Origin of the sequence: Agrobacterium sp. MCAB5, assembly GCF_052114365.1 — a bacterium.
Classification (GTDB): Bacteria; Pseudomonadota; Alphaproteobacteria; order Rhizobiales; family Rhizobiaceae; genus Agrobacterium; species Agrobacterium tumefaciens.
In genome coordinates, this window is record NZ_JBFREP010000203.1 from 1 (window position 1) to 510 (window position 510).

The following is a 510-nucleotide window of genomic DNA, read 5'->3' on the forward strand; positions in this document are numbered from 1 at the left end:
GAACTGGCCCAGGTCCGCATAGGTCTTGATCTGCTCGGCCCAATTTTCCTTGGTCATGGAGCCCCAACCGTTTGCCTTCGTGGTCTCGTTGAAGGCGAATTGCATCAGCGGGCCGATCGTCTCCAACTCGCTCGCCTTGTCAAGGTTGGGATAGGCCTCGACCAGGATATCGACCGCCTCTTCCTGATGGTCGCGCGCATAGCCCCAGCCCTTCGCCGTGGCCGCAAGGAAGCCGGTTAGTTCCTTTGAGTGTTCGGCAAGCTCCGTGTCCGTCGTGTAGTAGACGTTGGCGTAGAGCTGGATGCCCGTATCCCAGAGCATCAGATCAACGCGGTCATCACCGAGGACCTTGAGCGCGTTCGTGTTGGTGATCCAGCCGACCACGACATCGGCCTGCCCCGTAATCAGCTGGTTCATGTCGGCGCCCATGTTGACCACCTTGACCTGGTCGTCGGGAACGCCGTTCTTCGCCAGCAGGGCGCGCAACAGGATCGCGCCGGTCGGCTGGAT

General features: G+C 60.8%; 1 protein-coding gene. It reads right to left on the reverse strand.

Annotated features, from left to right (window positions below):
* Window positions 1-510 (reverse strand): ABC transporter substrate-binding protein (locus AB4Z23_RS28230; RefSeq protein WP_441361275.1); only part of this gene is annotated, 510 nt, incomplete at both ends.